This is a genomic window from uncultured Sphaerotilus sp. (assembly GCF_963924895.1).
In the GTDB taxonomy this organism is placed as follows: domain Bacteria; phylum Pseudomonadota; class Gammaproteobacteria; order Burkholderiales; family Burkholderiaceae_C; genus Sphaerotilus.
In genome coordinates this window covers 42,226-66,827 of record NZ_CAWURG010000045.1, presented here as the reverse complement: position 1 = coordinate 66,827, position 24,602 = coordinate 42,226, and the positions used below count along the sequence as shown (strand labels likewise).

Below are 24,602 nucleotides of genomic sequence, written 5' to 3'. Positions count from 1 at the left end.
TATCCCTGATAACCCATCAAGCCATCCATCCCACGGCCTCCCAAGCCAGCCCGTAACGCCCCAGGTACTTGCGCAGCCGGTCGGCGTCGTTGACCACGCTGCGCTGGGTGCGGCTCACGTCGAACAGCACGCGGCCTGCGTCCGACAGCGTGCGGCTCCTGCGGCACACGGCGATCACGGCTTCGAGCTGCAGCCGGTCGAACAGGTCCAGCCCCGCCAGCGTCGCCGCGTCGAGGCACCCGGCCAGATCGACCGGTGACGCCCCCGGCGCCGCGCCCGCCCGGCCCACGCCACAGTGGTGCGCCCACAGCCAGCGCAGCCGGCCGAGTTCCGCGTCGACCAGGGCCGTGCCGATGCGCCCGCTGTCGGCCAGCGTGGCCAGCCGGGTGATGCTGCCGGCGAGGTCGCGGAAATTGCCGTTCCACACCGCCTCGGGCGACTGCGCGAACTGCAGGTAACGCGCCCGCGCCTCGACATTGAAGCGCACCACCTGCCCCGTCTCGCGGGTGTTGAGCTGCAGCAGATGGTCAATGTTGGGCTCGATGTCCTCAGGCCGCTCGGTCAGACCGGGCAGGTGGTAGCTCCACAGGTTGATGCGCGCGAACAGGTCCTCGCGGAAACGCCCGGCCACCACGTCGGCGCGCAGGTCGCGGTGCGTACCCGCGATGAGCTGAAAATCGCTGCTGACCTCGCGGTCCGCGCCCATGGGGAAAAAGCGCTTTTCTTCCACCGCCTTGAGCAGCATGGCCTGCTCGTCCGCGCCCAGCTCACCGATCTCGTCGAGGAACAGCACGCCCTCGTGCGCCATGCGCAGCAGGCCGGCGCGGGCCGTGGCCGCCCCGGTGAAGGCGCCCTTCTGGTGGCCGAACAGGGCCGACGCCGCGCCGTCGCCGTGCAGCGTCGCGCAGTTGACCTCGATGAAATCGCCGCTGACCTGGTGGCGCGACTTCTTGAGTTCGTACATGCGCCGCGCCAGGTGCGACTTGCCCGCGCCGGTCGGCCCTGTCAGCAGGATCGGCGCCTTCGAGCGCACGGCCACACGCTCGATCTCGTCGATCAGGGCGTTGAAGTGGGCATTGCGGGTGGCGATGCCGCTTTTCAGGAAGCTCACCGCATCGTCCTGGGCCTGGCTGAAGCGCTGCGCCAGCACGTCGTAGCGCGACAGATCGAGGTCGATCAGCGTGTAGTCGCCCGGCGCGCCGTGGCGCTGGCGCTTCGGGGGCGCGGTCTGTAGCAGCACACCGGGCAGGAAGCGCGCCTCCACCAGCAGGAACAGGCAGATCTGCGCGACGTGGGTGCCGGTGGTGATGTGTGCCCAGTACCGCTCGCGCTCGGGGTCGAAGGGGTAGTCGCGCGTCCAGTCGTAGAGCGCGCCGTAGACCTCGCCGAAGTCCCACGGGTCACGGATGTCCATCGGCACGAGCCGGACCGTGGTTTCGGGCGACACCGCCGCGATGTCCGCCTTGACCAGCTCGGCCAGCCGCAGGTGCTGGCGGGCGTGGAGCAGCTCCAGCCGGTCGACCACCAGGTCCTCGTGCTGCACCAGCGAGACGGTGGGGCGCCAGCGCTCCCAGCGGCCGGCGCCCTGCCCGCCGTCGAGCTGGGTGCCGAGAAAGCCGATGACGACGGTCTGGCGGTGTTCCATCGGTTTCCTGGCTGGATAAAGTAGTAGCGCATAGTCTAGCCAATGCCGCGCCACGGTTCGCCGCGTCCTGCCGCATCACCCACGGCGTGATGGATCTTTCCATTCAGAATCAAGCACTTGGAACAGAATGACCACGCAGGACAGGCCAGCAACGCGGGATGGCATGTCCATTGCAAAAAGCACGGCACCATGCACATGAACACCCCCCACTACAACGAAGTTGCCGCCGACGGCGGTGTGCCCATCAAGCTGTGGACCCGCGGCGTCCCGGTCGAGCCGGCGGCGATGCAGCAGCTCGCCAACGCCGCCCGCCTGCCCATCGTGTTCCACCACGTCGCGGCGATGCCGGACGTTCACCTCGGGATCGGCGCCACGGTCGGCTCGGTCATCCCGACGTTCAAGGCAATCATTCCCGCCGCGGTCGGCGTGGACATTGGCTGCGGGATGATGGCCTGCAAGACCACGCTGCGCGCCGACGACCTGCCGGACCAGCTCGGGCCGCTGCGCGCGGCGATCGAGCAGGCGGTGCCACACGGCCGCAACCCGCAGCGCCACGGCCGCGACCATGGCGCCTGGGAAACGCCGCCCGACGAGGTGGACGCGGCCTGGGCGGGGCTGGTGGACGAGTTCGACGCGATCTGCGCCGACCACCCGCGCCTGACCAAGACCAACAACCACAAGCACCTGGGGACACTCGGCACGGGGAACCACTTCATCGAGGTCTGCCTGGACGAGGCGGACGCGGTGTGGTTCATGCTGCACTCCGGGTCACGCGGGGTGGGGAACGCGATCGGGACGCGCTTCATCGAGCTGGCCAAGGAAGACGCGATGCGCAACGACGTGCATCTGCCGGACAAGGACCTGGCGTACTTCGAGGAAGGTTCGCAGTATTTCGGCGACTACGTGCGCGCGGTCGGATGGGCCCAGAAATTCGCCCGCGCCAACCGCGAGGTGATGATGCAGCGCGTGGTCCGTGCCGTCCGCCAGGTGATCGCCAAACCCTTCGAGACGCACCTGGAGGCGGTGAACTGCCACCACAACTACGTGCAGCGCGAGACGCATTTTGGCGAGGACGTGTTCGTCACACGCAAGGGGGCGGTGAGCGCGAAGAAGGGCGAGCTGGGGATCATCCCGGGGAGCATGGGCGCGCGTTCGTACATCGTGCGCGGGAAAGGAAACCCCGAGAGCTTCGAGAGCTGCAGCCACGGCGCCGGCCGCGTCATGAGCCGCACCCAGGCGAAGAAGCGCTACACCGTGGCCGACCAGATCGCCGCGACCGCGGGCGTCGAGTGCCGCAAGGACGCCGACGTGGTCGACGAGATCCCGATGGCGTACAAGGACATTGATGCGGTGATGACGGCGCAGGGGGATCTGGTGGAGGTGGTTTATGTGCTGAAGCAGGTTGTGTGTGTGAAGGGGTGAAAATATTACCTCAACTGACGCAGAATAAATAGAGAGCACTAATCATGGAAGCAATCACTCGGCATTCGATATCAGTAGCTACCGACCAAGCCGTACGTCTTTGGGCGCTCTCCAGCGCTGAATATCCAAAACACCATGAACCCCTTATCAATTCTCTCGTCGCAAACACACTCGACATCACAAGCATTTTTGCACTCAACTGCCGACGAGCACTAGAGATATTACCTCCAAAAGAAAAATTTCCCCTTGATACCCCGCGATGGATTTGGACGCCATCCACGACCGAAGCTCGCGTCACTGATCTTTGGGATGCGACGAATCGGATAATTCATGCACAGAGGTTATTGATCGGTCTTGAAAAGACCCCCGATCATCTATCGGTAATAGATGGAGAATCCGTATTCATGCCATATATTCAAGCGGAAACCGATCGAAGAGAACTCGCATTCATCGACCCATTCGCGCTCGCTCACGCTTTTCTTTACGGCGCGCTTCCTCGACTCCTAAAAACAGCCGAGAACAACAGGCCCGCCAAAAATTAGCCCATCATTTTCAACATCACGATCGAAGCAAGCTGTATTCGGCGAAGTCGTCCAGCGGCGCCTCGAAATCCGGCGCCATCCAGGTGATTTGCCCTTTGGCCGACCCCGGCTGGCGCACGCGAGGTGCGCTGGACGCGACGGGCGTGAGCCGCAGCAGCGGCTGGTCGTCATCGCGGGTGATCACCACGTCCTCACCGGCGAGGGCGCGCTGAACCAGTTCCAACAACCGATCCTGAGCCTGAACGATGCGGTAGTGCGCCATGGAAACCATCCTAGATCGATCGACACGAAATGCAAAGTCTCCACCCCCTGACCCCCTCCCAGCTCAGCGAGTTCCTGCTCCACGTCGCCACCGTGCGCCCGGTGTTCATCTGGGGAGCGCCGGGCATCGGCAAGTCGGCGCTGGTGCAGCAGTTCGCCGAGAGCGTCGGGCTGGACTGCGTGTCGCTGCTGGGCAGCCAGCTCGCGCCGGAAGACCTGATCGGCGTGCCGCAGATCGAAGGGGGTGTGAGCCGCTTCTGTCCGCCGGCCATGATCGCGCGGCCCGAGCCCTACTGGTCTGTTCCTCGACGAGCTGAACGCCTGCTCGCAGGAGGTGCAGAAGGCGTTCTACAGCCTGATCCACGAGCGGCGCATCGGCGAGTACCACCTGCCGGCCGGCTCCATCGCGTCATCGGCGCGGGCAACCGGGCACAGGACTCGGCCATCGTGCGGCCGATGTCCTCGGCGCTGATCAACCGCATGGTGCATGTGCAGTTGCGCGTGTCGGCGTCGGAGTGGCTGGCGTGGGCGCAGGCCGAGGGGCGGCACGGTGCTGCAGCCGGGCATCGACCTGCTGCAGGACGCGCGCGACTTTCCCGCCGACGGGCCGATCCTGGTGATCACCGACGGCGCTTGTGACACGCTGGCGATCCGGCGGTCGCATGCCTACCTGCTGCCCGAGGGTCGGCGGCTGCCGTTTCGGCCGGTGGGCGAGGTGTTTTATCTGAACTGAGCCAATGAACGAGGCCACCATGACCGACACCGCTATCCTCAGCGCCCACCCGGTCGAGCCGGCCATGCGCGCCACCATCCTTGGCGAGCTGCGCCGCATCGAGGCGACCCACCACGTCACCATCCTGTTCGCCTGCGAATCCGGTAGCCGAGGCTGGGGCTTTGCCTCGCCGGACAGCGACTACGACGTGCGCTTCCTCTACGTCCCGCGCTTGCCGTGGTACCTGACGGTGGAGCCGCGGCGCGACGTGATCGAGGTGCCGATCAGCGGCGACCTGGACATCAACGGCTGGGAGTTGCGCAAGGCGCTGCAGTTGCTCAAGGCGTCGAACCCGACGCTTCTGGAGTGGCTGCGCTCGCCCATCGTCTACCGCGAGGAGGTGGCGGTGATGACACCGTTCCGGGCGCTGGCCGAACGCGGGTTCTCCACCGTGCGCGGCTACCACCATTACGTGTCGATGGCGAAGAAGAACCTGCGCGAGCACCTGTTCGGCGAAGTGGTGCGCTACAAGAAATACCTCTACGTGCTACGCCCGCTGCTGGCCGCGCGCTGGATCCGCGCCGGGCGCGGGGCGCCGCCGATGCGCTTCGCCGATCTGGCACTCGCCACGCTGGACGACCCCGTGCTGATCGCCGAGATCAACCGGCTGCTGGCGGTGAAGATGCGCGCGGGCGAAGCCGCCACCTCGCCGCGCTGGCCGGCGATCCACGATTTCCTGGTGAGCGAGCTGGAAGTGGCCCACGCCCAGGGACCGACCGACGACGGGCGGCCGGATGTGAGCGGGCTCGACGAGTTCCTGCTGCAAACCGTGCTGCGGTTCGACACCCTGCAACCCTCCCCTTGACCCAATGGACTCCATGATCCACATCGACGCCTCCGAGGGCGAAGGCGGCGGCCAGGTGCTGCGGACCGCGCTCGCGCTGTCCATGGTGACGGGCCAGCCGGTCCTGCTGGAGAAGATCCGCGCACGCCGGCCGAAACCCGGCCTGATGCGCCAGCACCTGACTTGCGTGAGCGCCGCGCAGGCGGTCAGCGGTGCGCAGGTCGATGGCGCCACGCCCGGTGGGCAGACGCTGCGCTTCACCCCCGGCCCGGTGCGCGGCGGCGACCACCACTTCAGCGTCGGCACGGCCGGCAGCGTGATGCTGGTGCTGCAGACGGTCTGGCCCGCGTTGCTGCTGGCCGATGCCCCCACCCGGCTCACGCTGCAAGGCGGGACGCACAACCCGATGGCCCCGAGCTTCCACTTTGTCGACCAGGCCTACGCACCACTGGTGCGGCGGCTCGGCGCGGCGGCGACGCTGCAACTGCGCCGCTGCGGCTTCTACCCGGGTGGAGGCGGCGAGGTCCACGCGGAGTTGCACCCGGCCGGCGCCGAGGGGCTGCAACCCTTCGACCTGACCGAGCGCGGCCCGCTGATCGGCCGGCACGCCGAGTGCCTGGTGCCCGGCGTGCGGCGCAGCGTCGCCGAGCGCGAGCTGGGCGTGCTGCGTGACCAGCTCGGCTGGACGTACGACCACAGCGCGATCCCGGTCACGCGCCAGAACGAAGGGCCGGGCAATGCGTTGCTGGCCACGCTGCGCCACGCGCACGTCACCGAGGTGTTCTGCAGCATCGGCGAGAAAGCGCGCAGTGCCGAAACCGTCGGGGAGGACGTTGTGCGCCAAGTGCAGCACTACCTCGGCAGCACCGCCGCGCTCGGCCCGCATCTGGCAGACCAGTGGGCCTTGCCACTGGCGCTGGCGGTGTGGCGCAGTGGTCGGGCCGCGCGCTATACCTGCACTGAGGTGAGCCTGCACGCGGCGACCAACTTCCAGACCATCGGGCGCTTTCTGCCGGTGCAGTTCGACGTACGAGCCCTTCCCGAGGGACAGGCCATGGCGGTGGAGATTGAGGTGCGTCCGAAGGACGACAATGCCGCATGAGCACCTTCACCCAAATCATCCTGTTCACCGACACCGACGGTCGGGCCCGTTTCCGCGAGGAATCGATCGCGCTGACCGAAGGCAAGCCCACCGCGCGCCTGTCGCCGCTGATGCCCAGCGGTGGTTATCAACTGCGGCACAGCCCGGTGGGATTCCGCAGCGAATTCCATTGCACGGAAAATCCGCAGTGGGTGTTCATCCTTGGCGGACAGATGGAGATCGGCCTGCAGGACGGCTCGTCGCGCGTGTTCTCGCCTGGGGAGCACTTCTACTCTGCCGACGTGCTGCCCTCGGGTGCGGTATTCGACGCTACAGTGCACGGCCACTGGAGCCGGCAGGTGGGCCCGGACCCGCTGGTCACGGTGTTCATTCGCGGCTGAGCGGATCAGGCAACGCGCAGAGACAACAAAAAAGCCAGCTCGATGAGCTGGCTTTTGAGTGTCTGGTTGCGGGGGCAGGATTTGAACCTACGACCTTTGGGTTATGAGCCCAACGAGCTACCAGACTGCTCCACCCCGCGACTGAAACCTTGGCTGAACTGCTCTGGTAAGCAGCACGACCCTGAAACAAAACAGCCAGCGAATTGCCGGCTGTCGGTGCACACAGCCGAAGCTGCCTGCGAAATCTGTGGTTGCGGGGGCAGGATTTGAACCTACGACCTTTGGGTTATGAGCCCAACGAGCTACCAGACTGCTCCACCCCGCGACTGAGACTTATATTCTATGCTGAAACCTGGGTTGTCAGCAAGCGGTTTCGGTGGATATTTTCAACCGAAACCGCAGACCGATCACTCGGCGGCTTCGACCGGCGCGGCAGCGGTGTCCGCGTCAGGACGGTCCACCAGTTCGACGAAGGCCATCGGCGCATTGTCGCCAACGCGGTAACCCATCTTCAGGATGCGGCTGTAGCCACCCGGACGTGCGGCGTAACGCGGGCCGAGCACGGCGAACAGCTTGACCACGTTGTCGCGGTCGCGCAGGCGGTCGAATGCCAGGCGCTTGTTGGCCAGCGTCGGGGTCTTGCCCAGCGTGATCAGGGGCTCGACGACGCGGCGCAGTTCCTTGGCCTTCGGGACCGTGGTCTTGATGGCTTCGTGCTGGATCAGCGAGTTGGCCATGTTGCGCAGCATCGCCAGACGGTGCGACGAGGTGCGGTTCAGTTTACGGAGGCCGTTACGGTGGCGCATGATGCTTCTTTCTGGTTCAAATGCCGGCGGCCGGATCAGGTACCGCCGGGTGCACGTTCAAAGCGTGCTGGGTGTTTCAATCAGTCAGCGCTCGACCAGCGATCAACGCTTGTCGAGACCTTGCGGCGGCCAGTTCTCGAGACGCGCACCCAGGGTCAGACCACGCGAAGCGAGGACTTCCTTGATTTCGTTGAGCGACTTGCGACCCAGATTCGGGGTCTTCAGCAGCTCGGTCTCGGTACGCTGGATCAGGTCGCCGATGTAGTAGATGTTCTCGGCCTTCAGGCAGTTCGCCGAACGCACGGTCAGCTCCAGCTCGTCCACCGGACGCAGCAGGATCGGATCGAAGTGCTGCGCACGCGGTGCAGGTTCGACGATGCCGGCCAGGTCGTTGCCTTCGAGCTGCGCGAACACAGCGAGCTGCTCGACCAGGATCTTGGCCGAGGCACGGATCGCTTCCTCCGGCGAAATCGCGCCGTTGGTCTCGATTTCCATGACCAGCTTGTCCAGATCGGTGCGCTGCTCGACGCGGGCGCTCTCGACGGTGTAGCTCACACGGCGAACCGGCGAGAACGACGCGTCCAGCACGATGCGGCCAATGCTCTTGGTCGGCTCGTCGGCGTAGCGGCGCATCGTGCCCGGCACATAGCCACGGCCCTTCTCGACCTTGATCTGCATGTCGAGCTTTCCACCCTGGGCCAGGTGCGCAATGACCAGGTCCGGGTTGATGATCTCGACATCGTGCGGCGTCTGGATGTCACGCGCGGTGACCGGGCCTTCGCCTTCCTTGCGCAGAACCAGCGTGACTTCGTCGCGGTTGTGCAGACGGAACACCACGCCCTTGAGGTTCAGCATGATGTGAACGACGTCTTCCTGCACGCCATCCACCGTCGAGTATTCGTGCAGCACGCCGGCGATCGTCACTTCGGTCGGCGCGTAGCCCACCATCGACGACAGCAGGACGCGGCGCAGTGCATTGCCCAGCGTGTGACCATAGCCACGCTCGAACGGTTCCAGCGTCACCTTGGCGCGGTGTCCGCCCAGCGGTTCGACGTTGATGGCTTTGGGCTTCAGCAGATTGGTTTGCATTCAAAGTTCCTGTCAATACCCTCGGCTCGTTACACCGATAAGGCTGATGGACCCACCGGGCGATGCAAGACCCCAGCGCACCCGGGATGCGATGGGGTCTGAGGCACACACGCTCCGGTGCGTGCCATCTCACGAATCAGCGCGAGTACAGTTCGACGATCAGCGATTCGTTGATCTCGGCACCGTGTTCGTCGCGGTCAGGCGCCTTCTTGAAGGTACCTTCCATCTTGGTCAGGTCGACCGCCACCCAGGCCGGCAGACCGATCGAATCGGCCAGCTTCAGCGCATCGACGATGCGCAGTTGCTTCTTGGCCTTTTCGCGCACGGCCACCACGTCGCCGGCCTTGACCGAGAACGACGGGATGTTGACCACTTGGCCATTAACCGTGATGGACTTGTGCGAAACCATCTGACGCGCTTCAGCACGGGTCGAGCCGAAGCCCATGCGGTAGACAACGTTGTCCAGGCGCGATTCCAGCAGCTGCAGCAGCGTGGCACCGGTGTTGCCCTTGCGGCGCTCGGCTTCGGCGAAGTAGCGGCGGAACTGCTTTTCCAGCACGCCGTACATGCGCTTGACCTTCTGCTTTTCACGCAGCTGCAGACCGTAGTCCGAAGTGCGCGAGCCCGAAGTGCGGCCATGCTGGCCCGGCTTGGTTTCGAATTTCGACTTGTCGCTGATCGAACGGCGGGCGCTCTTCAGGAACAGGTCGGTGCCTTCACGGCGGGAAAGTTTGGCCTTGGGGCCGAGGTAACGTGCCACGGACGTTGTCCTTGTGTTTCAATCTGACGTACGCAATTCGTACGCGAGTCTCGCGGGAATCCGCGAAACGGTGGTCTTAAAGTAGTTCGGCGGCCCTGGAGCCACTTCACCTTGACAGTCGCAACGACGACTTTTCCGGCGAACGCGTGAAGCTTTCGCCGGAAAACCTGCGATTGTAGCGCAATTTGACGCGTTCATCCTGTCTGCGCGTGCAGACAGGAATCCGGCATCAGATGCGACGGCGCTTTTGCGGACGGCAGCCGTTGTGCGGGACCGGCGTCACGTCGGAGATCGACGCGATGCGGATGCCCAGGGAAGCCAGCGCACGAACCGACGACTCGCGACCCGGGCCGGGGCCCTTGATGCGAACGTCCAGGTTCTTGATGCCTTGTTCCTGAGCGGCACGACCTGCGACTTCCGCCGCCACCTGGGCTGCGAAGGGCGTCGACTTGCGCGAACCCTTGAAACCCTGGCCACCGCTCGAGGCCCAGGACAACGAGTTGCCCTGACGGTCGGTGATCGTGATGATCGTGTTGTTGAACGAAGCGTGCACGTGAGCGATACCGTCCGCAACATTCTTGCGGACCTTCTTGCTCACGCGGCGCGCGGCGTTGTTGACAGGTGCTTTTGCCATGACTCGAATCTTTCCTGGGCGACGATGCGCTTACTTCTTCAGCGCAGCAGCGCCCTTCTTCGGACCCTTGCGGGTACGGGCATTGGTGCGGGTACGCTGACCACGCATGGGCAGGCCGCGGCGATGGCGGAAGCCACGGTAGCAGCCCAGATCCATCAAGCGCTTGATGTTGATCGAGATTTCGCGACGCAGGTCACCTTCGATGGTGATCGTGCCCACGGCCTCACGGATCTTTTCCAGATCGCCGTCAGTCAGGTCCTTGACCTTCTTGTTGAACGGAATGCCGCAGCTGTCGCAGATCTTCTGGGCGGTCGTACGACCGACACCAAAGATCGCGGTCAGGCCGATTTCGGCGTGCTTGTGCGGCGGAATGTTGATACCAGCAATACGTGCCATGGTGACTCTCTAAAGGGTTTCAGCGACGGGTCGATCAACCCTGGCGCTGCTTGTGGCGCGGATCGGTGCAGATCACACGGACCACACCCTTGCGACGGATGATCTTGCAATTGCGGCAGATCTTCTTGACGGATGCCGAGACTTTCATGGTCTTCTCCTTGATCGGCTTGCGCTTCTCTTCCGGACAATGTTGGGAGGTTCGCTCACTTCGCCCGGAACACGATGCGAGCACGACTCAGGTCGTAGGGGGTCAATTCAACGGTCACTTTGTCTCCCGGCAGGATGCGGATGTAGTGCATCCTCATCTTGCCGGAAATATGCCCGAGCACTACATGGCCGTTTTCCAGTTTGACCCGGAAGGTGGCATTGGGGAGGTTTTCGATGACCTCCCCTTGCATCTGAATAACGTCGTCTTTCGCCATACGAAATCGGCTCGATACGCTTACTCGGTCTTTCTTGTTCAGCGTGCCTGGAAGTTCAGTTCGCCTTGAAACTGGACTTCTTCAACAGCGTTTCGTACTGCTGCGACATCACGTACGACTGGACCTGCGCCCAGAAGTCCATCGTCACGACCACAATGATCAGCAGCGACGTTCCACCGAAGTAGAACGGCACGTTGTACTTCAGCACCAGGAACTCGGGCAGCAGACAGACCAGCGTGATGTACACCGCGCCACCCAGCGTCAACCGCCCGAGGATCTTGTCGATGTACTTCGCGGTCTGCTCGCCAGGACGAATCCCGGGAATGAACGCACCACTCTTCTTCAGGTTGTCTGCGGTCTCACGGCTGTTGAACACCAGGGCCGTGTAGAAGAAGCAGAAGAACACGATCATCGCCGCGTAGAGCAGCACATAGATCGGCTGCCCCGGCGACAGCGCCGACGAGATGTCCTTCAACCAGCGCAGCTTTTCACCGGTCGCGAACCAGCCCACCACCGTTGCCGGCAGCAGAATGATGGACGACGCGAAGATCGGCGGAATCACACCCGCCATGTTGACCTTCAGCGGCAGATGCGACGATTGACCACCGTAGACCTTGTTGCCAACCTGCCGCTTGGCATAGTTGACCAGGATCTTGCGTTGAGCCCGTTCGACGAACACGACCACAAACGTCACCGCAATCACGATCAGCACGATCAGCAGCGCCACGATCACGCTCATCGCCCCGGTGTTGATCAGGTTGACCAGCCCGCCGATCGCACCAGGCAAACCAGCCGCGATCCCCGAGAAAATCAGGATCGAGATGCCGTTGCCCAGACCACGTTCGGTGATCTGCTCACCCAGCCACATCAGGAACATCGTGCCAGCCGTGAGGCTGACGATGGCCGTGATGCGGAACATCGGACCCGGATCGATCACCAGACCAGGCGACCCTTCCAGCGCGAGCGCAATGCCCATCGACTGGAACAGCGCCAGACCCAGCGCACCGTAGCGGGTGTACTGCGTGATCTTGCGACGACCGGCTTCGCCTTCCTTCTTCAGCGACTCCAGCGTCGGGATCACGTAGCCCATGAGCTGCACGATGATCGATGCCGAGATGTACGGCATGATTCCCAGCGCGAAGACGGTGAACCGGGACAGCGCACCACCCGAGAACATGTTGAACAGGTTCAGGATGCCGCCCTGCTGGCCCTTGAACAACTGCGCCAGCTGCTCAGGGTTGATGCCGGGAACAGGGATGTGCGCGCCGATGCGGTAAACCACCAAGGCCAGCAGCAAGAACACCAGCCGGCGACGCAGATCGCCGAACTTGCCGTTCTTCGCCAGTTGTGTCGGGTTCGTTGCCACGGAAAACCTGTGACTCAGGCAGCGATCGAGCCGCCAGCGGCTTCGATGACCACCAGCGCACCAGCGGTTGCCGCCACGCCCTTCAGCACGACCTTCTTGGTCAGCTCGCCGGACTTGATGACCTTGACGTTCTTCACCATGTCAGCCACCAGACCTGCCTGCTTCAGCACCAGGACGTCGACTTCATCGACAGCCAGGTTCTGCAGTTGCGACAGGGTGACTTCAGCGTTGTACTTCAGCAGCTGCGACTTGAAGCCGCGCTTGGGCAGGCGACGCTGCAGCGGCATCTGACCGCCTTCGAAGCCGACCTTGTGGTAGCCACCAGCACGCGATTTCTGACCCTTGTGACCGCGACCAGCGGTCTTGCCCAGGCCGGAACCGATGCCGCGACCCACGCGGCGCTTGGAGTGCTTCGCACCCGATGCCGGTTTGATCGAATTGAGTTCCATGATTACAGCACCTTCACCAGGTACGAGACCTTGTTGATCATGCCGCGCACCGCAGGGGTGTCTTCCAGCACGGATTCGGTGTTCATGCCACGCAGGCCCAGACCACGCACCGTGGCACGGTGCGATTCGCGGGTGCCGATCGGGCTCTTGACCAGCTTGACCTTGACGGTCTTCTTGTCGGTGTTATCAGACATGTTGTCCTCCAGCCCGCTCAGTTGAAGATTTCTTCAAGCGTCTTGCCACGCTTGGCGGCCACCGCGGACGGGGTCGTCATGCGAGACAGGGCGTCGAACGTGGCGCGAACCATGTTGTACGGGTTCGAGGAGCCGAGGCTCTTCGCGACGATGTCGGTGATGCCCATGACTTCGAACACAGCGCGCATCGGACCGCCAGCGATGATGCCGGTACCGGCCGGCGCGGGCGCCAGCAGGACCTTGGCAGCACCATGCTCGCCAGTCGCGTTGTGCGGCACGGTGCCGTTGCGCAGGGGGATCTTGACCATGCCGCGGCGCGCCGATTCCATCGCCTTCTGGACGGACACCGGCACTTCACGTGCCTTGCCCTTGCCCATGCCGATGCGACCGTCGCCATCACCCACCACGGTGAGTGCAGCAAACGCCATGATCCGGCCGCCCTTGACCACCTTGGTCACGCGGTTGACCTGGATCATCTTCTCGCGCATGCCGTCGTCGCGACCTTCGTCAGCAACCTTCGGTTGAAACTTAGCCATTTTGTATTCCTTCGTTTCGAGCGAGGCGGATCAGAACTGCAGACCAGCTTCGCGCGCTGCATCGGCCAGCGCCTTGATGCGGCCGTGATACGCGAAACCAGAGCGATCGAACGCCACCTTCTCGACGCCGGCGGCCTTGGCCTTCTCGGCGATGCGCTTGCCGATCAGCGTGGCGGCATCGACGTTGCCGCCCTTGCCAGCCGTGCCGAGCTGCTCGCGGACTTCCTTTTCGGCGGTCGAGGCGCTGGCGAGCACCTTCGAGCCGTCGCCGGAAATCACGCTGGCGTAGATGTGCAGGTTCGAGCGGAAGACGCTCAGACGAACCGCGCCCTGCAATGCAATGCGGGCACGGGTCTGACGGGAGCGGCGCAGGCGCTGTTCTTTCTTGTTCAACATGGTGCGGCTCCTTACTTCTTCTTGGTCTCTTTGATCGTGACCTTCTCATCCGAATATCGGATGCCCTTGCCCTTGTAGGGCTCGGGGGGACGGAAGGCACGAACCTCTGCAGCCAGCTGGCCGACGACCTGGCGATCAGCACCCTTGATCAGGACTTCGGTCTGAGTGGGACACTCGACCTTGATGCCTTCCGGCATTTCCTTGACCACGGGGTGCGAGAACCCGATCTGGAGGTTGAGCTTCTGACCCGAGGCTTGAGCGCGGAAACCCACGCCGACCAGGTTCAGCTTGCGCTCGAAACCCTTGCTCACGCCATTGACCATGTTGTTGACCAGCGCACGCACGGTGCCGGACATGGCATTGGCTGCGGCCGAATCATCGGTCGGAGCAAAAGACAGCTTGCCAGATTCGTTGCTCACCTTGACCAGGCGATGCACCGGACGCACCAGAGTGCCTTTGGCACCCTTGACGCTGATCTGGTCTTCGGTGACCGACACGTCCACGCCTTGCGGGACGGTGATCGACATTTTTCCAACGCGGGACATTTCCGGGTCTCCTGCCTTATGCGACGTAGCAGAGGACTTCGCCACCGATACCGGAAGCGCGCGCCTTGCGGTCGGTCATCACACCCTTGGGGGTGGTGACGATGGCGACACCCAGGCCGTTCTGGACCTGGGGGATGTCGTGACGGCCCTTGTAGATACGCAGACCAGGGCGACTGACGCGCTCGATGCGCTCAATCACCGGGCGGCCGGCGTAATACTTCAGACCGATCTGGAGTTCGGACTTGCCGTCCGTCGTCTTGACTGCGAAACCGTCGATGTAACCCTCGTCCTTGAGGACTTGCGCAATGGCAGCCTTCAACTTGGACGCTGGCATCGCTACGCTGGCCTTCTCGACCATCTGCGCGTTGCGGATGCGGGTCAGCATGTCGGCGATAGGATCACTCATGCTCATGGAATAACTCCTGTTCGTGCCCTGGGGCCGGCTTACCAGCTCGCCTTGACGAGACCGGGGATGTCGCCTCGGAAGGCCAGTTCACGAATCTTGTTGCGCGCCAGACCGAACTTGCGGAACGTGCCGCGCGGGCGACCGGTGATCCCGCAGCGGCTACGCAGACGGGTCGGATAGGCATTACGGGGCAGCTGCTGCAGAGCCAGACGCGCCATGTAGCGCTCTTCTTCCGACTTGTTGCTGTCGTCGATGGTGGCCTTCAGTTCCGCGTACTTCTTGGCGTACTTGGCCACCAGCTTCTCGCGCTTTTCTTCGCGCTGGATGAGAGAGACTTTTGCCATGAGGGCCTCAGTTCTTGAACGGGAAACGGAAGGCCGTGAGCAGCGCCTTGCACTCGTCATCGGTACCGGCCGTCGTCGTGATGCTGATGTTCAGACCACGCAGAGCATCCACCTTGTCGTATTCGATTTCGGGGAAGATGATCTGTTCTTTGACGCCGATGTTGTAGTTGCCGCGACCGTCGAACGAACGACCCGAGATACCGCGGAAGTCACGAACGCGCGGCAGCGCGATCGTCACGAAACGGTCCAGGAATTCGAACATGCGCACACCGCGCAGGGTCACCATGCAGCCGATGGGCACGTTTTCGCGGATCTTGAAACCGGCGATGGCCTTGCGGGACTTGGTGACGACAGGACGCTGACCGGCAATCTTGGTCAGGTCGCCGACGGCGTGGTCCATGACCTTCTTGTCGGAGACCGCTTCGGAGACACCCATGTTCAGGGTGATCTTCTCGAAACGCGGCACTTCCATGACCGACGTGTAGCCGAATTTCTGCATCAGGTCAGGAACGACCTTCTCGCGATAGAACGCTTGCAGACGAGCTTGAGCTTGTTGTTGAGCCATCTCGAATTCCCGCCTCAGGCTTTGATCTCTTCGCCACTGGACTTGAAGACGCGCACTTTTTTGCCGTCAGCCAGGAGCTTGATACCCACGCGGTCGGCTTTGCCGGTCGCGGGGTTGAAGATCGCCACATTCGATTGGTGAATCGGCATGGTCTTGTCGACGATGCCACCGGTCGTGCCCTTCAGCGGGTTCGGACGCACGTGCTTCTTGACGACATTGATGCCGTCAACCACCACATGGTCTTCATCAACGCGCAGCGAAATCGCGCCGCGCTTGCCCTTGTCGCGACCGGTCAGCACGATGACCTCGTCGCCTTTGCGAATCTTGTTCATGGCCTGTCCTTCGCAGTCGGCTTAGAGCACTTCCGGAGCCAGGGACACGATCTTCATGAAGCGCTCGGTACGCAGTTCACGCGTCACCGGGCCGAAGATGCGGGTGCCGATCGGCTCCAACTTGGCATTGAGCAGCACGGCTGCATTGCCATCGAACTTGACGAGCGAGCCGTCCTGACGGCGAACGCCCTTGGCCGTGCGAACGACCACGGCGTTGTAGACCTCGCCTTTTTTGACGCGACCACGCGGTGCAGCTTCTTTGATGCTGACCTTGATCACGTCGCCGATACCGGCATAACGACGCTTAGAACCGCCAAGCACCTTGATGCACATGACGGACTTCGCACCGGTGTTGTCCGCGACGTCGAGTCGCGATTGCATTTGGATCATGTCGAATCCCCAACTTATCCCGCGCTGATAGCCCCACTCGGCCACCGCTCGCGGTCAGTCTTGGGCCCGTCACAACGACTGGGTGAAAACTCACCAAGCGGTTGCGTTTGGGGCGGAGCCAGATTGCGCCACATGCGGCTAGGCACGTGCGCAAGCCAGAAGAGCCTAAGAGTATGTCAGAGCTGGGAAATCATGTCAACTCCCCCAGCGCCGAAATCTGCAGAGGGCGCAGCTCAGTCGTAGACCTCTGCGTCCGGATCGGTCGCCTCCAGCTCGTAGCTGGCGGCCAGCATCGCCAGCCGGGCCACGACGCCGTACATGTAGAACCGATTCGGTGCGCTCGCCCCCGGCTTGGTGCCCTGGCGCGGCAGGTGGTTGCTCTCGGCGAAGGCCAGCGGGATGAACTGCGCGCCCGGCGAGTTGAGGTTCTCGTCGATGCCACGGTCCGCGTGCACGCGGTAGAAGCCGCCCACGACGTAGCGGTCCAGCATGTAGACCACCGGCTCGGCGACCGCGTCGTTGATGCGCTCGTAGGTCGGCACACCCTCCTGGATGATCACCTCGGTGACCTCCTGGCCGTCCTTGATCACGCTCATCTTGTTGCGCGTGCGGCGGTTGAGTTCGTCGAGCTGCTTGGCGTCGCGCACGGTCATGATGCCCATGCCGTAGGTGCCGTTGTCGGCCTTGACGATCACGAAGGGCTTCTCGTTGATGCCGTATTCCTTGTACTTGCGGCGGATCTTGCCCAGCAGCGCATCGACATTGGTCTGCACGCACTCGATGCCCGAACCTTCAGCGAAGTTCACCTCGCCACACTGGCTGAACATCGGGTTGATCAGCCACGGATCCATCCCCATCAGCTTGGAGAACTTCTTGGCCACTTCCTCGTAGGCCTGGAAGTGGTTGGTCTTGCGGCGCACGGCCCAGCCCGCGTGCAGCGGCGGCAGCAGGTACTGCTCGTGCAGGTTCTCCAGCACCGACGGAATACCCGCCGACAGGTCGTTGTTGAGCAGGATGGTGCAGGGGTCGAAGTTCTTCAGCCCCAGGCGGCGCTGGGTGCGCAGCAGCGGCTCCATCGTCAGCGACTCGCCGCCCGGCAGCTCGAACGTGGTCGGCTCCTTCACCTCCGGGTCGAGCGAGCCCAGGCGCACGTTCAGCCCGGCCTGCGTGAAGATCTGCACCAGCCGCGCCACATTGGTCATGTAGAAGGTGTTGCGGGTGTGCTTCTCGGGGATCAGCAGCAGGTTCTTGGCCTCGGGACAGATCTTCTCGATCGCCGCCATCGCCGCCTGCACCGCCAGCGGCAGCATCTCGGGCGTCAGGTTGTTCCAGCCGCCCGGAAACAGGTTGGTGTCCACGGGCGCCAGCTTGAAGCCGGCGTTGCGCACATCGACCGAGGTGTAGAAGGGCGGCGTGTGCTCCATCCACTCCAGGCGGAACCAGCGCTCGATGGCCGGCATGGAGTCGAGGATGCGGGCTTCAAGCTCGTTGATCGGGCCGGTCAGTGCGGTGACGAGATGGGGAACCATGGTGGGTGACCTGCGCTGTAAAGGGGAATGAGGGCCATTCTAGGAAGGTCTTCAGATGCGGGTGCAGCGGCAAAACAAAAGGGGCCGCCCGAAGGCGGCCCCTTGAAGGGCAATCAGCAGGAAACGATCACTTGGCGTAGGCGGTTTCGCCGTGCGAGGTGATGTCCAGACCTTCGCGCTCGTCGTCTTCCGGCACACGCAGACCGATCACCAGATCCACGATCTTGTAGGCGATCACCGAGACCACGGCCGACCACACGACGGTCAGCATCACGGCCTTGGCCTGGATCCACACCTGTGCAGCGATCGAGTAGGCATCCGGAGCCACCATGCCCACGGTCACCCAGTCGGCCACGGCGCTCGGGCCACCCAGGTTCGGCGAGTTGAACACGCCGGTCAGCAGGGCACCCAGGATGCCACCGACGCCGTGCACGCCGAACACGTCCAGCGAGTCATCGGCACCCAGCAGGCGCTTGAGGCCATGCACGCCCCACAGGCAGACGAAGCCGGCGATGACACCGATGATCAGCGCACCGATGATGCCGACGTTGCCCGCTGCCGGCGTCACCGCCACCAGACCAGCCACCGCACCCGAAGCAGCGCCCAGCATCGACGCCTTGCCCTTCATCAGCGCTTCACCCATGCACCACGCCAGCACGGCGCCCGCCGTGGCGATGAAGGTGTTGATGAACGCCAGCGCGGCGAAGTTGTTGGCTTCCAGGGCAGAGCCGGCGTTGAAGCCGAACCAGCCCACCCACAGCAGCGAGGCACCGACCATGGTCAGCGTCAGCGAGTGCGGCGTGAAGGCTTCGCGGCCATAGCCGACGCGCTTGCCGACCATGTAGGAGCCGACCAGACCGGCCACGGCGGCGTTGATGTGCACCACGGTGCCGCCAGCAAAGTCCAGCGCGCCCCACTGCCAGATCAGGCCAGCCTTGGCGGTCATCGCGTCAGCGACTTCCTTCGAGGCGTAGGCATCCGGACCCATCCAGTACCAGACCATGTGCGCGACCGGCGCATAGCTGAAGGTGAACCACAGCACCATGAACATCAGCACGGCCGAGAACTTGATGCGCTCGGCGAAGGCGCCGACGATCAGGCAGCAGGTGATGCCTGCGAATGTGGCCTGGAACGCAGCGAACACGATCTCGGGGATGTAGACACCCTTGCTGAACGTGGCCGCAGGCGCGAAGGTGCCAGCGACATTGTCCCAGACGCCCTTCATGAACAGCCGGTCGAAGCCGCCGATGAACGCATTGCCTTCGGTGAACGCCAGGCTGTAGCCGTAGACGAACCACAGCACGACGATCAGCGAGAACGTCACCATCACCTGCATCAGCACCGACAGCATGTTCTTCGAGCGGACCAGGCCGCCGTAGAACAGCGCCAGACCCGGCAGCGTCATCAGGATGACCAGCAGCGTGGACAGCATCATCCAGGCGGTGTCGCCCTTGTCGATCTTCGGCGCGGGGGCCGGTGCCGCGTCCGAGGCGGCGGGCGCCGCTTCAGCAGCGGCCGCCACCTTGGCCAGCGTGATCTCGACACGGCGGGCAGCATCGCCCTCGCCGGCCGTGATGTCCTCGGGCTTCTGCAGCACGACGCGGGCTTCGTCGACGCCCGCCGCCTTCAGCGCCTCGCGCACCGCGAGGGCGCGCTGCTTGGACAGTTCCTTGTTGACTTCCAGCGAACCGGAGTTGTCCGCGAACCCGGACAGCTGCACCTTGGCATCCGCGTTGGCGGCCAGGAAATCGGCCACGGCCTTCATGGAGGCCGCAGCGTCCGCAGGCACCTCCGCCTTGCCGGACTCGAACATCACCTTCGCGTCCGGGAAATCAGCGGCCAGTGCTGCAGGCGCGAAGCCCAGCATGCCCACGACCGTCAATAGCGCGGCGAACCACGCGATCAGCTTCTTCATTTGGTGTTCTCCTCGTTCCTGTGGCGAGCGCTCACAGGGCATCCTTGCCGGTTTCGCCCGTGCGGATGCGCAGCACCTGCTCCAGGGACGTCACGAAAATCTTGCCGTCACCGATCTTGCCGGTGCGTGCAGCGCCTTCGATGGCCTCGATCACGCGGTCCACGACCGCGTCGTCCACAGCGGCTTCGACCTTGACCTTGGGCAGGAAATCGACGACGTACTCGGCACCGCGGTACAGCTCGGTGTGGCCCTTCTGGCGCCCGAACCCCTTGACCTCGGTGACGGTGATGCCCTGCACACCGATGTTGCTGAGGGCTTCTCGAACCTCATCAAGCTTGAAAGGCTTGATGATGGCAGTGACCATCTTCATGGCAGCTCCTGGTTGCTCTGACTGGTTGACTGGTGTTGGAACAGATACCCGCAACCTTCTGCATCTTCCGTGCCACGTCTCGAAACATCCGGTGACCATCCACTGGGCGTGCACCACCCCGGCAATGCACCTATGTGGTGACCCTGGAATGCACCACATAGGTGCAACACCCCCATCAGGGTGAGTTCCGAACTGTGCGGACCTGCGCAGAATGGGCGGAGCATCTCTTCCACCGCACCGTTCCGACCCGGGGCACGCACCACCATGTCACTCGCGATCGTCCACAGCCGCGCCCTGCTCGGCCTGCAAGCCCCGGCGGTGACCGTCGAGGTCCACCTCGCCAATGGCCTGCCCAGCTTCACGCTGGTCGGTCTGGCCGACACCGAAGTCAAGGAGTCGCGCGAGCGGGTGCGCGCCGCGCTGCACAACAGCGGACTCGAATTCCCCCACAACAAGCGGATCACCGTGAATCTGGCACCGGCTGATCTGCCCAAGGAGGGCGGCCGATTCGACCTGCCGATCGCGCTCGGCATCCTCGCCGCCGCCGGCCACATCGACCCGGCAGCACTGGAGACGCTGGAGCTGGCCGGTGAGCTGTCGCTGGCGGGCGATCTGCGGCCGGTGCGCGGCGCGCTGGCGATGGCGCTCGCGCTGCAACGCGGCGGCGCACGCCGCACCCTGGTGCTGCCACGTACCAGCGCCGAGGAAGCCGCGCGCGTGCCGGGCCTCGCGCTGCGCTGCGCGGACCACCTGATGGACGTCGTCCACGCGCTGCAGCCCGGCGACGACTGCGTGCCGCTGCGTGCCCCACAGCCGCCACCAGGCCGGCCGGCGGCGCCACTGCCCGATCTGCGCGACGTGCGCGGTCAGGCCGTCGCCAAGCGGGCACTGGAAATCGCCGCCGCTGGCCAGCACAGCGTGCTGCTGGTCGGTCCACCCGGCACCGGCAAGTCCATGCTGGCCCAGCGCCTCATCGGCCTCTTGCCCCCGCTGGAGGAAACGCAGGCGCTGGAGTCGGCCGCGGTGCTGAGTCTGGCCGGGCGGTTTGACCCGGGGACCTGGTCGACGCGCGTGCTCCGGTGCCCGCACCACAGTGCCTCGTCGGTCGCCCTCGTCGGCGGAGGCTCACCGCCACGCCCCGGCGAGATTTCACTGGCGCACCACGGCGTGCTGTTCCTCGATGAATTGCCGGAATTCCCGCGCGCCGCACTCGAGGCCCTGCGCGAGCCGCTGGAAAACGGCCGCATCACCATCTCGCGCGCCGCGCAGCAGGCCGAGTTCCCCGCGCGCTGCCAGCTCGTCGCGGCGATGAATCCGTGCCCCTGCGGCATGCTCGGCTCGACCATGCGCGCCTGCCGCTGCACGCCCGAAGCCGTCGCGCGTTACCAGGGCCGGCTGTCGGGGCCGCTGCTGGACCGGATCGACCTGCGGGTCGAGGTGCTGGCCATCGCGCCAGAGGAGCTGTCCTCGGCGCCGGATGGCGAGCCGAGCGAGGCCATCGCCGCGCGGGTCGTGGCCGCCCGGCAGCGCCAGCACGCGCGCCAGGGTGTATGCAACGCCGAACTGGAAGCCGGCGTGCTGGCGGAACACTGCCGCGCACAGTCGGCCGCGACCAACTTCCTCAACACCGCCGCCGCGCGGCTGGGCTGGTCCGGCCGCAGCCTGCACCGGGTGATGCGTGTCGCGCGCACCGTGGCCGATCTGGCCGGCGCCATGGACACCGAGGTCGGCCACATCGCCGAGGCGATCCAGTTGCGCCGCGCCTTGCCGGGCCGGTGAGCGCCGCGTCAGGCCGGCGCGTTGCCCATCGCCGCCAGTTGCGCGGCGCGCTGCTGGTCGGCCTTGCGGTCGGCGGCCACCTTCTGCGCGGTCGGGCGCTGCTCGATCAGCTTGACGTAGCCCTTCCAGTCCACGCCCTGCGCCGCCAGCAGGTCCTCGCCGCAGACCAGCTTGGTCGACATCGCCACCAGCGGCAGGTGCGCCACCGCCGTGCAGTCGGCCAGCGTGAAGGTGTCCCCCGCCACGTACGGGGCAAAGCGCGCCAGGCGCTTGAACGCGGCGATGTTCTTCTGCAACTGGCCACGCGCCTTGGCGATCACGCCGTCCGACACCTTGCCGCCGAAGAAAGCCTGCGCATAGAGCATGCGCGCCACCAGCTCCAGGTGGATGTCCATGAACAGCGACAGCTCGCGCACCTTGGCCGCACCGAACGGGTCGGCCGGCACCAGCGGCACCGCGGGATAGGCCGCCTCCAGGTAGTCGACGATCGCCGCGCTCTCGCACAGCGGGCCGTGCGCGGTGACCAGATAGGGCAGCTTGCCGAGCGGGGAGTTCACCAGCACGTCCTCGCCGCCCCGCGGCAGCACCACGACCTCCTCGAAAGGCAGCCCCTTCTCCAGCAGGACCAGCTTGACCTTGTTGTAGTAGTTGGACAGGGCAAAGCCGTGCAGGCGCAGGACGGGGGCAGCGGGAGCGGTGGTGGACGTGGTCATGGCGGTCTCCGTGGTGGTGTGGGGCGGACTGCGGGCACTCTAGCCGCCGCCCCGGCCACCGGCAGTAACTGCGGCGACAATCCCGCCCCATGAACGACGCCCCTGCCCTGCCCGCCCTGCCCGACCTGCCCGCCTTTTTCGACAAGCTCTGCCGGCGCGAGGACCTGCCCGCGCGGCTGGCGGCGCTGCCGCGGCCGATGGTGTTCACCAACGGCGTGTTCGACCTGCTGCACCGCGGCCATGTGACCTATCTGGCGCAGGCGCGTGCGCTCGGTGCCAGTCTGGTGCTGGGGCTGAACAGCGACGCTTCGGCCCGTCAGCTGGGAAAAGGCCCGGACCGTCCGCTCAACGCCGAAGCCGACCGCGCCTGCGTACTGGCAGCACTGGAAAGCATCAGCCTGGTCGTGCTGTTCGATGAGCCGACGCCCTGCGCGCTGCTGCAGGAGATCCGGCCCGACGTCTACGTCAAGGGCGGCGACTACGACATCGAAGCACTCGAAGAGACACGCCTCGTGCGCAGTTGGGGGGGCCGGGCGCAGGCGCTGTCCTTCGTCGATGGCTACTCGACCACCGCCCTCGTCCGCCGCATCCGCACCTGAGCCCCTCACCTCCGACCGCACCCGACCCCCACCATGCCCGCCCGTCTCTATCTGGATGCGCCGCTGAGCGCCGATGCCGAACTCGCCCTCCCCGCCGGCGCCGCCCGCCACGTGCAGGTGCTGCGCCTGCAGCCGGGCGAGGTGGTCACGCTGTTCAATGGACAGGGCGGCGAGTGGCGCGCGGAGATCCTGCGCATGGGCCGCCAGTCGGTCGAGGTGCGGGTGACGGCGCACGATCCGGTCGAGCGCGAGCTACCGATCGCCGTGACGCTGGTGGCGGGCATGCCGGCCAATGACCGCTTCGACTGGCTGATCGAGAAGGCGACCGAACTGGGGGTGGCGGCGATCGAGCCGGTGGTGTGCGAGCGTTCGGTGCTGCGGCTGTCGGGCGAGCGGGCGGAGCGCAAGCGGGAACACTGGCAAGCCGTGGCCGTGGCGGCAGCCGAGCAGAGCGGGCGCACCCGCGTGCCGCTGATCGCACCCGTGCGCACCCTGTCGCAGGCGGCAGCCCTGGCTGCGGCCGACGCGGACACGCCCAACTGGCTGCTGAGCTTGGCCGAAGCCGTGCCCATGGCCCAGCGACTGGCGCAGGATCTCGGCGGCGGTGTCGGGCGGCTGCGGGTCTACAGTGGTCCGGAAGGTGGTTTCAGTCCGGCGGAAGAAACCTTGGTGCGCGGCATCGGTGCCCGCGCCATCAGTCTGGGCGCGCGCATCCTGCGTTCGGAAACGGCGCCACTGGCGGTACTGGCCGCGCTCGGGCTCAGGCCAGCCAGCGACCCGGCGAGCTGAACATCGCGCGGCCGACCGGCACTTCCGGTCCGCCCAGCGGGGCTGCTGCGCTGTCACGCGCCTCTTCTTCCTCGGCACGTTGCACCAGTTCGCGCACGAAGGTCCAGATCACCGGGTCGAGTTCGATCGATCCGGGCTCGCCGGTGCGCTTGAGCCAGTCGTCCAGCCGGCGGCGCGAAGCCCCCAGCCGGCGTGCGAACTGGTCGTGGTCCATGTCCATGCGCTGCATGGCTTCCAGCAGAAAAGCTTGTTGGGACTTGGGTTTTCTGTGTAATGACATGGGAGGAATCCAGAACTGCAAATTCAGTCTAACGGCAGCAGCCACGGCTGCGTGCGGTTTGACCGAACTGGTTGCAACGCGAAGCAACAG

General features: G+C 64.8%; 34 protein-coding genes and 2 tRNA genes. 9 read left to right on the top strand and 27 right to left on the bottom strand.

Annotated elements, in window-relative coordinates; all coding sequences use genetic code 11:
* Window positions 1-16 precede the first annotated feature (16 nt).
* Window positions 17-1,645 (bottom strand): RNA repair transcriptional activator RtcR, encoded by a 1,629-nt coding sequence (gene rtcR / locus AABN02_RS16695; RefSeq protein WP_338416041.1) that lies wholly within the window; start codon window positions 1,643-1,645, stop codon window positions 17-19.
* A 195-nt stretch (window positions 1,646-1,840) separates the two neighbouring features.
* Between rtcR and AABN02_RS16690 the strand changes: the two genes are divergently transcribed.
* Both AABN02_RS16690 and AABN02_RS16685 read left to right on the top strand, forming a co-directional pair.
* Window positions 1,841-3,067: an RtcB family protein gene (locus AABN02_RS16690; protein WP_338416040.1), complete on the top strand. Its 1,227-nt coding sequence runs from the start codon at window positions 1,841-1,843 to the stop codon at window positions 3,065-3,067.
* A gap of 44 nt (window positions 3,068-3,111) precedes the next feature.
* A complete protein-coding gene (locus AABN02_RS16685) occupies window positions 3,112-3,609 on the top strand; it encodes a hypothetical protein (RefSeq protein ID WP_338416039.1) in 498 nt (165 codons plus the stop codon).
* A gap of 16 nt (window positions 3,610-3,625) precedes the next feature.
* Here AABN02_RS16685 and AABN02_RS16680 read toward each other — a convergent pair whose 3' ends face one another.
* Window positions 3,626-3,871: a type II toxin-antitoxin system prevent-host-death family antitoxin gene (locus AABN02_RS16680; protein WP_338416038.1), complete on the bottom strand. Its 246-nt coding sequence runs from the start codon at window positions 3,869-3,871 to the stop codon at window positions 3,626-3,628.
* A 29-nt stretch (window positions 3,872-3,900) separates the two neighbouring features.
* Here AABN02_RS16680 and AABN02_RS16675 point away from each other — a divergent pair, with 29 nt between their 5' ends.
* The 4 genes from AABN02_RS16675 (at window position 3,901) to AABN02_RS16660 (ending at window position 6,908) form a co-directional block, all read left to right on the top strand.
* Complete coding sequence (locus tag AABN02_RS16675; RefSeq protein ID WP_338416037.1) at window positions 3,901-4,509, top strand: hypothetical protein; 609 nt, start codon at window positions 3,901-3,903, stop codon at window positions 4,507-4,509.
* A 113-nt stretch (window positions 4,510-4,622) separates the two neighbouring features.
* Complete coding sequence (locus AABN02_RS16670; RefSeq protein WP_338416036.1) at window positions 4,623-5,447, top strand: nucleotidyltransferase domain-containing protein; 825 nt, start codon at window positions 4,623-4,625, stop codon at window positions 5,445-5,447.
* A gap of 13 nt (window positions 5,448-5,460) precedes the next feature.
* The gene (gene rtcA, locus AABN02_RS16665) at window positions 5,461-6,528 is read left to right on the top strand and encodes an RNA 3'-terminal phosphate cyclase (RefSeq protein WP_338416035.1); all 1,068 of its coding nucleotides are present in this window, start codon (window positions 5,461-5,463) and stop codon (window positions 6,526-6,528) included.
* Window positions 6,525-6,908, top strand: a complete 384-nt coding sequence (locus AABN02_RS16660; protein ID WP_338416034.1) for a hypothetical protein — start codon at window positions 6,525-6,527, stop codon at window positions 6,906-6,908. The genes rtcA and AABN02_RS16660 overlap by 4 nt, the downstream gene beginning before the upstream one ends.
* A gap of 63 nt (window positions 6,909-6,971) precedes the next feature.
* Here AABN02_RS16660 and AABN02_RS16655 read toward each other — a convergent pair.
* The 23 genes from AABN02_RS16655 to AABN02_RS16545 form a co-directional block, all read right to left on the bottom strand.
* Window positions 6,972-7,048: transfer RNA gene (locus tag AABN02_RS16655), tRNA-Met, on the bottom strand.
* A 108-nt stretch (window positions 7,049-7,156) separates the two neighbouring features.
* A tRNA-Met gene (locus AABN02_RS16650) sits at window positions 7,157-7,233 on the bottom strand.
* Between the two features lie 82 nt (window positions 7,234-7,315).
* Entirely contained in the window at window positions 7,316-7,714 is a 399-nt protein-coding gene (gene rplQ, locus AABN02_RS16645) for a 50S ribosomal protein L17 (RefSeq protein WP_338416033.1), read from the bottom strand.
* Window positions 7,715-7,816: 102 nt separating this feature from the next.
* A complete protein-coding gene (rpoA, locus tag AABN02_RS16640) occupies window positions 7,817-8,803 on the bottom strand; it encodes a DNA-directed RNA polymerase subunit alpha (RefSeq protein ID WP_293999505.1) in 987 nt (328 codons plus the stop codon).
* Between the two features lie 136 nt (window positions 8,804-8,939).
* Complete coding sequence (gene rpsD / locus AABN02_RS16635; RefSeq protein ID WP_338416032.1) at window positions 8,940-9,563, bottom strand: 30S ribosomal protein S4; 624 nt, start codon at window positions 9,561-9,563, stop codon at window positions 8,940-8,942.
* Window positions 9,564-9,792: 229 nt separating this feature from the next.
* Window positions 9,793-10,197 (bottom strand): 30S ribosomal protein S11, encoded by a 405-nt coding sequence (gene rpsK, locus AABN02_RS16630; RefSeq protein ID WP_179633180.1) that lies wholly within the window; start codon window positions 10,195-10,197, stop codon window positions 9,793-9,795.
* A 30-nt stretch (window positions 10,198-10,227) separates the two neighbouring features.
* Window positions 10,228-10,593, bottom strand: a complete 366-nt coding sequence (gene rpsM / locus AABN02_RS16625; protein ID WP_310460632.1) for a 30S ribosomal protein S13 — start codon at window positions 10,591-10,593, stop codon at window positions 10,228-10,230.
* A 34-nt stretch (window positions 10,594-10,627) separates the two neighbouring features.
* Window positions 10,628-10,741, bottom strand: coding sequence for a 50S ribosomal protein L36 (gene rpmJ, locus AABN02_RS16620; RefSeq protein ID WP_012348927.1), 114 nt, complete (start codon window positions 10,739-10,741; stop codon window positions 10,628-10,630).
* Between the two features lie 55 nt (window positions 10,742-10,796).
* Complete coding sequence (gene infA, locus AABN02_RS16615) at window positions 10,797-11,015, bottom strand: translation initiation factor IF-1 (RefSeq protein ID WP_004521905.1); 219 nt, start codon at window positions 11,013-11,015, stop codon at window positions 10,797-10,799.
* 55 nt (window positions 11,016-11,070) lie between these two features.
* Window positions 11,071-12,381: a preprotein translocase subunit SecY gene (gene secY / locus AABN02_RS16610; RefSeq protein WP_338416031.1), complete on the bottom strand. Its 1,311-nt coding sequence runs from the start codon at window positions 12,379-12,381 to the stop codon at window positions 11,071-11,073.
* Between the two features lie 14 nt (window positions 12,382-12,395).
* On the bottom strand, window positions 12,396-12,830 hold the full coding sequence (gene rplO, locus AABN02_RS16605; protein ID WP_338416030.1) for a 50S ribosomal protein L15: 435 nt from the start codon (window positions 12,828-12,830) through the stop codon (window positions 12,396-12,398).
* 2 nt (window positions 12,831-12,832) lie between these two features.
* Entirely contained in the window at window positions 12,833-13,024 is a 192-nt protein-coding gene (gene rpmD, locus AABN02_RS16600) for a 50S ribosomal protein L30 (RefSeq protein WP_338416029.1), read from the bottom strand.
* Window positions 13,025-13,041: 17 nt separating this feature from the next.
* The gene (gene rpsE / locus AABN02_RS16595; protein WP_179633185.1) at window positions 13,042-13,560 is read right to left on the bottom strand and encodes a 30S ribosomal protein S5; all 519 of its coding nucleotides are present in this window, start codon (window positions 13,558-13,560) and stop codon (window positions 13,042-13,044) included.
* A gap of 30 nt (window positions 13,561-13,590) precedes the next feature.
* Window positions 13,591-13,956, bottom strand: a complete 366-nt coding sequence (gene rplR, locus AABN02_RS16590) for a 50S ribosomal protein L18 (protein ID WP_310460636.1) — start codon at window positions 13,954-13,956, stop codon at window positions 13,591-13,593.
* 11 nt (window positions 13,957-13,967) lie between these two features.
* Window positions 13,968-14,501: a 50S ribosomal protein L6 gene (gene rplF / locus AABN02_RS16585; protein WP_179633187.1), complete on the bottom strand. Its 534-nt coding sequence runs from the start codon at window positions 14,499-14,501 to the stop codon at window positions 13,968-13,970.
* A gap of 16 nt (window positions 14,502-14,517) precedes the next feature.
* On the bottom strand, window positions 14,518-14,913 hold the full coding sequence (rpsH, locus tag AABN02_RS16580; protein WP_179633188.1) for a 30S ribosomal protein S8: 396 nt from the start codon (window positions 14,911-14,913) through the stop codon (window positions 14,518-14,520).
* Between the two features lie 32 nt (window positions 14,914-14,945).
* Window positions 14,946-15,251: a 30S ribosomal protein S14 gene (rpsN, locus tag AABN02_RS16575; protein WP_338416028.1), complete on the bottom strand. Its 306-nt coding sequence runs from the start codon at window positions 15,249-15,251 to the stop codon at window positions 14,946-14,948.
* 7 nt (window positions 15,252-15,258) lie between these two features.
* Complete coding sequence (rplE, locus tag AABN02_RS16570; RefSeq protein WP_338416027.1) at window positions 15,259-15,816, bottom strand: 50S ribosomal protein L5; 558 nt, start codon at window positions 15,814-15,816, stop codon at window positions 15,259-15,261.
* 14 nt (window positions 15,817-15,830) lie between these two features.
* Entirely contained in the window at window positions 15,831-16,148 is a 318-nt protein-coding gene (gene rplX, locus AABN02_RS16565; RefSeq protein ID WP_179633191.1) for a 50S ribosomal protein L24, read from the bottom strand.
* Between the two features lie 21 nt (window positions 16,149-16,169).
* Complete coding sequence (gene rplN / locus AABN02_RS16560) at window positions 16,170-16,538, bottom strand: 50S ribosomal protein L14 (protein WP_173805738.1); 369 nt, start codon at window positions 16,536-16,538, stop codon at window positions 16,170-16,172.
* 233 nt (window positions 16,539-16,771) lie between these two features.
* The gene (gene gshA / locus AABN02_RS16555; RefSeq protein WP_338416026.1) at window positions 16,772-18,067 is read right to left on the bottom strand and encodes a glutamate--cysteine ligase; all 1,296 of its coding nucleotides are present in this window, start codon (window positions 18,065-18,067) and stop codon (window positions 16,772-16,774) included.
* A 127-nt stretch (window positions 18,068-18,194) separates the two neighbouring features.
* Entirely contained in the window at window positions 18,195-19,982 is a 1,788-nt protein-coding gene (gene amt, locus AABN02_RS16550) for an ammonium transporter (protein ID WP_338416025.1), read from the bottom strand.
* Window positions 19,983-20,013: 31 nt separating this feature from the next.
* Window positions 20,014-20,352, bottom strand: a complete 339-nt coding sequence (locus AABN02_RS16545; protein WP_179633193.1) for a P-II family nitrogen regulator — start codon at window positions 20,350-20,352, stop codon at window positions 20,014-20,016.
* A gap of 264 nt (window positions 20,353-20,616) precedes the next feature.
* On the opposite strand from AABN02_RS16545, the gene AABN02_RS16540 reads away from it, so the two are divergent.
* A complete protein-coding gene (locus AABN02_RS16540) occupies window positions 20,617-22,131 on the top strand; it encodes a YifB family Mg chelatase-like AAA ATPase (protein WP_338416024.1) in 1,515 nt (504 codons plus the stop codon).
* An 8-nt stretch (window positions 22,132-22,139) separates the two neighbouring features.
* Here AABN02_RS16540 and AABN02_RS16535 read toward each other — a convergent pair whose 3' ends face one another.
* Window positions 22,140-22,844 carry a glutathione S-transferase gene (locus tag AABN02_RS16535; RefSeq protein WP_338416023.1) on the bottom strand — a complete coding sequence of 235 codons (705 nt, stop codon included), beginning with the start codon at window positions 22,842-22,844 and terminating at the stop codon, window positions 22,140-22,142.
* Between the two features lie 89 nt (window positions 22,845-22,933).
* Here AABN02_RS16535 and rfaE2 point away from each other — a divergent pair, with 89 nt between their 5' ends.
* On the top strand, window positions 22,934-23,443 hold the full coding sequence (gene rfaE2, locus AABN02_RS16530) for a D-glycero-beta-D-manno-heptose 1-phosphate adenylyltransferase (RefSeq protein WP_338416022.1): 510 nt from the start codon (window positions 22,934-22,936) through the stop codon (window positions 23,441-23,443).
* Between the two features lie 33 nt (window positions 23,444-23,476).
* Window positions 23,477-24,232, top strand: a complete 756-nt coding sequence (locus AABN02_RS16525; protein ID WP_338416021.1) for a 16S rRNA (uracil(1498)-N(3))-methyltransferase — start codon at window positions 23,477-23,479, stop codon at window positions 24,230-24,232.
* On the opposite strand, the gene AABN02_RS16520 is transcribed toward AABN02_RS16525, so the two are convergent.
* Window positions 24,204-24,512, bottom strand: a complete 309-nt coding sequence (locus tag AABN02_RS16520) for a hypothetical protein (protein WP_338416020.1) — start codon at window positions 24,510-24,512, stop codon at window positions 24,204-24,206. The genes AABN02_RS16525 and AABN02_RS16520 overlap by 29 nt on opposite strands.
* Window positions 24,513-24,602: the final 90 nt, after the last annotated feature.